Annotated in this window: 8 protein-coding genes; all 8 read right to left on the bottom strand. The window is 30.0% G+C overall.

Going from position 1 to position 6000, the window contains the following annotated elements:
- Window positions 1–356 precede the first annotated feature (356 nt).
- Entirely contained in the window at window positions 357–1280 is a 924-nt protein-coding gene (locus J2Z44_RS15770) for an NUDIX hydrolase (protein WP_021281164.1), read from the bottom strand.
- Between the two features lie 23 nt (window positions 1281–1303).
- Entirely contained in the window at window positions 1304–1465 is a 162-nt protein-coding gene (locus J2Z44_RS15765) for a hypothetical protein (RefSeq protein WP_021281163.1), read from the bottom strand.
- Window positions 1466–1606: 141 nt separating this feature from the next.
- A complete protein-coding gene (locus tag J2Z44_RS21635; protein ID WP_242833371.1) occupies window positions 1607–1828 on the bottom strand; it encodes a PstS family phosphate ABC transporter substrate-binding protein in 222 nt (73 codons plus the stop codon).
- Window positions 1792–3216: a PstS family phosphate ABC transporter substrate-binding protein gene (locus tag J2Z44_RS15760; protein ID WP_021281161.1), complete on the bottom strand. Its 1425-nt coding sequence runs from the start codon at window positions 3214–3216 to the stop codon at window positions 1792–1794. The genes J2Z44_RS21635 and J2Z44_RS15760 overlap by 37 nt, the downstream gene beginning before the upstream one ends.
- A gap of 123 nt (window positions 3217–3339) precedes the next feature.
- A complete protein-coding gene (locus tag J2Z44_RS15755; protein ID WP_021281160.1) occupies window positions 3340–3891 on the bottom strand; it encodes a GNAT family N-acetyltransferase in 552 nt (183 codons plus the stop codon).
- Window positions 3892–4003: 112 nt separating this feature from the next.
- Entirely contained in the window at window positions 4004–4426 is a 423-nt protein-coding gene (locus J2Z44_RS15750) for a GNAT family N-acetyltransferase (RefSeq protein ID WP_021281159.1), read from the bottom strand.
- Between the two features lie 173 nt (window positions 4427–4599).
- Window positions 4600–5145 (bottom strand): nucleotidyltransferase family protein, encoded by a 546-nt coding sequence (locus J2Z44_RS15745; RefSeq protein ID WP_021281158.1) that lies wholly within the window; start codon window positions 5143–5145, stop codon window positions 4600–4602.
- Between the two features lie 20 nt (window positions 5146–5165).
- Window positions 5166–5849, bottom strand: coding sequence for a pseudouridine synthase (locus J2Z44_RS15740; RefSeq protein ID WP_021281157.1), 684 nt, complete (start codon window positions 5847–5849; stop codon window positions 5166–5168).
- Window positions 5850–6000: the final 151 nt, after the last annotated feature.

The following is a 6000-nucleotide window of genomic DNA, read 5'->3' as shown; positions in this document are numbered from 1 at the left end:
CCTCGCATAATTTATTTTTATTATTTTGGATTTTTATATAGTTTTATATTAGTGGTATTTTTAGGGATGAATTTTCTTAATTAAAACATATATATATTAATTATTTCTTACTAATTTTATATAGTCCAATCTTTAGTTATAAAGTCATTAATATTATTTTATCATTATACCTTATTTCCATGGAAAATTTAACATTATTGTTTTCTAGTGTTATAATGAGTAAAAGTAAGTGTACAATATTTCTTAGGAGTGATTACTATGACTGAAAAAGAAAAAATGTTAGCTGGAATGGCTTATAGCAAATAAAAAACTCCCACAGATTTCACTTGAAATTTGTAGGAGTTTTTCTATAAATGTTAAAACTCATGTTCCCAACCAGCATTTAATTTGTATAACTGCTCTGAAGTTATATCATCACTATATGCGCATTCGCTAACTTTTACTATCATATCTCCAAGCTTACATTCTAGATTCTGAATTTTTCTTCCAAGTATAGCTTCATAGACTTCAGTCAACTCTCCTAAGGTAAATGTTTCAGGTAGTAAATTTAAGGCTATCGGAGTATATTCCATTTCTTTTCTTATATTGTTTAGTCCACAAAATATTAATTTAAAATGGTCTGCTGCTAAGGAATCCGTACTATTATCTAAAAGACTATAACTTACTTCTCTCATTCTCATAGCATCATTAGTAATTTTTTCTTCAATCTCATAGGAAATTTTGATTTTACCATCCTCAGAAGAAAGATGTAGAATATTAGCTTTAGTAAAGTAGTCCTCACAGACTTTTTTACCTAAAAACTCAGTTTCTACACTAAACCACATAACACTTTCAGCATCATCCCCAGCTTTAGGTTTTAGCTTATCTTTAGGAATAAGTGCAATGTTACCTACTGTTATTATTCTAGTTCTTGGATCCCTTGGAATAGTTCTTTCCTTGTCGATGTACATCTCTCCAAAAGCACCTAACTGCTCTACATAAATATCAGTTACTCCTGTTTCCTCTTCAAGTTCTCTATAGGCTCCTTGAATTAAATCCTCATCCATATTTAAAAACCCACCGGGAAGTGCCCATTTGTGAATATAAGGATGATCTCTTCTTTGTATCAGCAAAAGCTGTAACTTCTTATGAGGGTAATTACTTCTTTCTTCACCGTCTCCTAAGGTAAATATCAGCACATCATTAGTCACACTAGGTCTATCATATTTGTTTGGATCATACTTTTCTATAAATTCACTTTCAGTAAGTCCTTGTTCATTTCTTAATTCGCTGTTCTTCATATGCTCTGTTTAGTAAATAGTTGTCATATAACATTTATTGGTCCTAATAAGTTACTTAAGATTACTATCCCCGTGTTACTTTCCATTATTAGTTTTATAAATACCGTATAAACAACTATTCCTAAGGTTTCACATCCTTTCTTTAGTACTTCTATGAAAATATTTAGTGATGCAAATCTTGACATAAATACTACATCATATAAATATAAACAAAGTAATTTCAATTAGTCATTAATTCTAGAATTTCTTCTCATAAATCTTGTATATTGATTATCTTACAAGAATACTTAATTTTATATTATCTTTAAATTTATTATTTCTAGAAATTATTCTTTATTCACTGGAACATACCCTGTTTCTTCAACTAATTTCTGCCCTTCCTCTGAAAGAATCCACTGTATCAACTTTTCAACATTTTCATTTTTATTAGATTTTAAAGTTACTGCATAAACTGGAACAGTGAAAGGATACGTTTTATTCCTTACGGTTTCAGCTGTTGGCAGTACTCCATCTATAGCAATGTATTTAATTTGATTGTTTTTAAACATTTGAGAAGAATAATACATAAAAGAATAGCCAATAGAATTCTTTGCATTCTTATAATCTGCAACCTGAGAAATAATCCCACCCATACCATTGACAAGATTTTCTTTCTAGGTGATATCATAGTAATACCTTTCATTACTTTATTTTGCATAACAGTTTGGCTACCAGAATTTTCAGGTCTTTGAAATGGTAATATTGTTTTATTTTCTCCACCCACTTCTTTCCAATTGTTAACATTACCTGAGTATATATCCTGAATTTGTTTTACTGATAGATTTTCAACCGAATTTTGTTTATTTGTAAAAAACACAAAAGCTTCACTTGCAATTGGAGTTAAAGCAAATTCATCACCTGATGCTTTTATTTTTTCTATATGCTCCTTTGAGGGTTCTGCCACAAATATTATATCCGTTTCTTTTTTAATTAGTCTTTCATATGCTTCTCCAGTCTTTGAACATTTTACAATATTAAATGGAAAGTGATCACTAATAACAAAGGCTACATGCATATCTTTATCTATGAATTCTTGGGTACTGCTCTTCATAGCATTAAAATAGTATTCTCCTAGCCCTTTATAGGTAGCTTCTACAAAGGAAGCATAAACAGGGTACGCTGCTGTAGCTCCATCTAATCTTGGCATGGTATTAATGTCAGTAAACTGAAGACTTGCAGGACCCCCGAGCTTGGCAAGACCGTTTGCTACTTTAAATGGTGCTATGTTAATCAAATCATCTTCATTTAAATCATTCTTTAAATCAGTTTTTCCATAAGTAATCTCAGTAATTCCATTACTAATAACATCCTTTGTAAAGCCGGCTAAAACAGCAACAAGAGCAATTACTATTAATGCAGAGACTATCGTAAAGTTTCTTGAAGTTTCTATCTTAATTTCTTTCCTACTGATAACTTGGTATAGGAAAATTCCTAAGACAAATCCAATATAGCTAATTAGTTCTATTACAGGTAACATAAAATAGCGCCCCATTAAGAAGAAAATGAGGCCTATCATAAAAAATGCTGGATTTTTGTATATATACACTATCCACCAGATAGAATTATAATTTCCTTTCGAAAATAATAGAATTCCAATGGCAAAAATTATAGCATAACAAATAGGAAATAAAGAAATTTTATATTTGTATTTTAGTTCAATACCTCCTTTTGACCATAGCCTAGAGAAAATCATTCCAATAATTGTGCTTATAATTAATATGGCTATAGAGAAGCCCAATAAAACAATAAGGCCTACTGTATATTTTCCTGTTTTTGATAAGTCTAATACACTACCTAGCATTGGCATAAGTACAATTAACATCACGGTAATTACTATAGGAACTAGAAGCATCTGAGTAGCTAAAGCTGTAAATAAATATTTTTTATTATTTTTCATTTTCTCCCTCCCTATTCCAAAAAAGGAACTACCTTAAGCTTTAGTAGTTCCTTATACTTGTAAAGATATAACCCTATATAATTATTATACAAATATTACCTCTGTTTAGTCTATAACTTAATTTTAAAGCTCCTTATAATATAGTAACCTTTCACTTTCCACTTCTTCTTTTCCCTGAACATTATCAACTTTTTTAAACTTTCCACTTAACTTAAAGCCCATTTTTTCAATACATCTTTGAGAATTTATATTTTCTTCTCTTATGGTTGCACGAAGAGCCGAATATGTTCCCTCTTCCTTTATAAGTGGAATTAGACTACCTACTGCTAATGATATAATTCCTTTTCCCCAATATTCTTCACTAAGTGCATAACCTATAGTTAAAATACCAGGTTCTTCTTTCTTTAGTAATCTAACAATACCTATTAACTTTTTAGGACTTAAAGTATAAATACCTAAATATAAATTAGTACTTGCTTTCATTCTTTCTCTCATTAATTCAATAAACTCTTCAGTATCTTTAATTTTGGTATGGGTTTTTCTTGCTACATACTTTGCAATATTTTCATTTCTATAAATGTTAAAAAGATCACCTTTAAAATCCTCTGTTATATTGTCAATTATGTATTCCTGCGAAGCGCTTATAGGTAGCTTATCCTTTATTATTTCTAACATAATATCCCCCGTTCTAATATTACATTTCTGCTAATCTTTGCTTGGTTTCTTCTAACAATATTGCTTACTCCCAACTAAAACCTTATTAAACTCTCATTTTATTTTAGTTCTACTAATCAGTAAAGCCCTTTTCTTGCATTCTCTCACTATTTAGAAATAATGCCATTCCTGTTTTCATTCTTCTGAACCCTAACTTTTCATAAAATGCATCTTTTCCTGGTGCAGCATACAAAATAACATTGCATTGAGGTATGGTTTTTAAAATGCTATCTACAATGATTTTTCCTATACCTTTACCTTGATACTCCGGAATCACAGCCACATCATAAATTCCTGCCTGATAGGCTCCATCTGAAATTCCTCTTCCAAACCCTATAAGCTTTTCGTTGTCAAAAATAAATACTACAGTATAGCTATTTTCAAAGGCTTTTTTATGAGTTATGGCATCAAAGTACCCCATACCAACAGTTTTAAGTGTATCAGTTATATATTGAAAATCTATATTTGAACAATCATACTGAACCTTTAGTTCCATTTTCACTTCTCCTTTATGATCTCTTATTTATCCTCACAACCATCTAAATTCATTATTTTCTATTACTCTTCTTATTCTATTAATAACCACTAAATACATACCTTCCTCTAGAAATATTATACTCCTTTGAGAAATAAGAGATAAGGTATACAAAACTATACCTTATCTCTTATTTATATAAAATTTTTAATCCTATTTCTCACTTCTATGGGCAAACATCCTTCTAAAGTTCTTTTCAATAACTCTGGATTTTTCACCCCATTCTTTATCAAATAATCTTCTATAAGTTTTACCTTTAAATCTCTATTAGGAATTACTTGATATAAAACATACCAGTCTTCTAAAGAGGTTAGTGGTATATTAACTCCATTAATTTGTCTTTGTCCTGTTATTGCTTCATCATCAAACCTATACTCGTATGCTCCTGCCTCATGATTAATAATCATTCCTGCCATCGCATCCACATCAATACCATTAATTACATATTCATAAAAGTACTCTGTATTATAGGTTGATACTTTTTCCTGCGATTTTTTCTTGCCTAAAGAAGTCAAAATCTTATCTGCTTTTTCAATGTCCTTTATATTAATCATAATATCTATATCATTTGGTTTATCAACTAATCCATAATGGTTTAATAGAATAGATGCTCCTACAGCCCACGTAATATTTTCTTCATTTAATTTACTACCTATATAACTTAATGTATCTAATAACATGCACCAACACCTCTATTTATTTAATTATAGCTTCTTAGCTCACTTACTTCTTTTTCTGTAAGGTTGCGCCACTTTCCAATTTGTAAATCATCTAGTGACACATTCATAATTCGAATTCTTTCTAATCGAATAACCTCATAGCCAAAAACCTTAGTCATCCTTCTTATTTGTCTATTTAGCCCTTGAGTAAGAATAATTGAAAAAGTGTCTGCACTTATTCTTTTTACAATGCAAGGTCTAGTTTTAACTCCTAAGATTTCAACACCTTCACCCATTTTATCTAGAAATGTATCTTCGAAGGACTTATCGACAGTTACTATATATTCTTTTTCATGGTGATTATCAGATTCTAAAATTTTATTTCCAAGGTCCCCATCATTAGTCATGAGTATTAAGCCTTGAGACTCCTTATCTAATCTTCCCACTGGAAATACATAATCTGGATAGTTCATAAAATTAATTATGTTATTTTCCACATCCCTTGATAAGGTACATGTAACTCCCACCGGTTTATTTAAAACCATATATACTTTTTTCTTTGGCTTAATAGCCTCATTATCCAAAAGAATGCTATCGTACTCCTCTACCCATTGACCTGGTTCACAAAGCCTTCCATTTACAATTATTCTTCCCTGTTCTATTATTCTATTAGCCTCTTTCCTTGAACAAATTCCGTAATTACTAAGTAGCTTATTTATTCTCATATTTAATTGCTATCCTTTCAAATCTTTGAACTCATAAAACCTTAACCTTACATTGCTTTAACTTTTAAACTTCTTTAAGATAACCCTCTATTTAAATCTTAAGAAAAATTGAAGGTAGCCTGTATTTTTTAGTGAAGAATTTAATTTAGAT

Origin of the sequence: Clostridium punense (genome assembly GCF_017874425.1) — a bacterium.
GTDB classification, from domain to species: Bacteria; Bacillota; Clostridia; order Clostridiales; family Clostridiaceae; genus Clostridium_J; species Clostridium_J punense.
Note: the sequence above shows the minus strand (reverse complement) of the source record. Positions and strands in the feature narration are given on the sequence as shown.

Excerpts from the sequence above, each read along its gene's own strand:
- J2Z44_RS15755 (WP_021281160.1), bottom strand. The coding sequence starts at position 3,891 with ATGTTAGAAATAATAAAGGATAAGCTACCTATAAGCGCTTCGCAGGAA.
- J2Z44_RS21635 (WP_242833371.1), bottom strand. The coding sequence starts at position 1,828 with ATGTTTAAAAACAATCAAATTAAATACATTGCTATAGATGGAGTACTG.
- J2Z44_RS15765 (WP_021281163.1), bottom strand. The coding sequence starts at position 1,465 with ATGTCAAGATTTGCATCACTAAATATTTTCATAGAAGTACTAAAGAAA.
- J2Z44_RS15770 (WP_021281164.1), bottom strand. The coding sequence starts at position 1,280 with ATGAAGAACAGCGAATTAAGAAATGAACAAGGACTTACTGAAAGTGAA.
- J2Z44_RS15740 (WP_021281157.1), bottom strand. The coding sequence starts at position 5,849 with ATGAGAATAAATAAGCTACTTAGTAATTACGGAATTTGTTCAAGGAAA.
- J2Z44_RS15745 (WP_021281158.1), bottom strand. The coding sequence starts at position 5,145 with ATGTTATTAGATACATTAAGTTATATAGGTAGTAAATTAAATGAAGAA.
- J2Z44_RS15750 (WP_021281159.1), bottom strand. The coding sequence starts at position 4,426 with ATGGAACTAAAGGTTCAGTATGATTGTTCAAATATAGATTTTCAATAT.
- J2Z44_RS15760 (WP_021281161.1), bottom strand. The coding sequence starts at position 3,216 with ATGAAAAATAATAAAAAATATTTATTTACAGCTTTAGCTACTCAGATG.